This window comes from Bartonella sp. AD328YNZD, from assembly GCF_042196425.1.
Map to the genome: position 1 here is coordinate 1 of NZ_JBHIQG010000512.1, position 1,292 is coordinate 1,292.

The following is a 1,292-nucleotide window of genomic DNA, read 5'->3' on the forward strand; positions in this document are numbered from 1 at the left end:
AATATCTTAATTTATAAGGGACAATTAGCTATTTTGCAACTTGAGACTCCCGTAATATTCTTTCGTTTCAAATTTGCCTATATTGAATCAATTAAAATTATTTGTTGCACATTAAAAGTGGAGGGAGTCTGTGCGGATAAATATTTTTGAAAAGAGGGATAAATGTTTTTTATGAATGCTAGCAACGGTGAGGGTTATTATATATTGAAAAATGGAAAATCGTGTGATGGTGTAGTTAACATTTTTACTATTTAATTAAAGAGAGTGGTACATGATGGAGACAAATTTAAAGCTATGTGTTTATCGCATAGCAGATACGCTTAAGTCTTTATTGTGCTTTTCCTTATAAAATGACATAGAATATTATCTCTTGATTATGTTGCCTCCCAGTTTCGTTTTCTTGAGTGTTCCCTTACGAAGATCTATCAGATTGATTTTATCTCTGAGGATTTTCCAAATTTGCCGGACATATGTCCGGCTTTTTTTTTAATTTTTGAAAGAGTCCCTAGAAATTGCAATATATGGGAAGATGATAAAGAAAAAATTTCGAAACTGGCGGATATCCAACAATTTTTTTAAGAATACTAAAATTCAATGAGGAATTTGAGAGGGGGTATTCTACTGTACTGTAAAAGTCTGTCTTTTAGGAGCGTGATATAAAATATTTAAAACCTTATACATGAAGTGCTTTTTATTAGAATGTGAGATGAATATTTAAGGCAGGTCTTGTTCATAAAGCCTATGAAGTAAATCAAGTAGTTATTAGATAGAACTTAAAGGAAACTGGATTGTTTACACAACGATGGGAGGTGGCTTCTTCTTCATTTTAGGACGAAGAAGAAGCTGAGAAAGAAATAGAAGAGATTTTATTGTAAGGGCCTTTGATTATAAGGGCAATTGTGTTTAAAAGTGCTCGGTCTTTTTTAGAGTTATAAATTGAATGGAGAAAGCAGAATAGGCTTGTCATCTCTTATGATAAGAGACCGATTCATTTATTTGATAGCTAGATTTTTTTGATCTTTATCTACAGCATCTATTTTTGTGTTTATTCATAGATATTTTTGCTGAATCGATAGATTTAGACCATGACGCAGTTTCTGGTATTTTCTCGGATATACTAACATTCGGCAAAAAAACAATCACAAGAGATGATGTTAAAAATTTTAAGTTAAACTGTTGCAAAAGCGCTGGATACGTAAGCAAGCTTCTTCAAGCAGTTTTTCTGATGTTGCATAAGAAATACGAAAAGTTAATCCAAGTCCAAAAGCAGACCCTTGGACGACAGCAACAGC

1 pseudogene is annotated in these 1,292 nt (G+C 32.4%); it reads right to left on the minus strand.

Features of this window, described 5'->3' with window-relative positions:
- Nucleotides 1-1,163: 1,163 nt before the first annotated feature.
- A pseudogene (locus ACFIO3_RS13285) lies at nt 1,164-1,292 on the minus strand (aspartate transaminase); the annotation flags it as partial.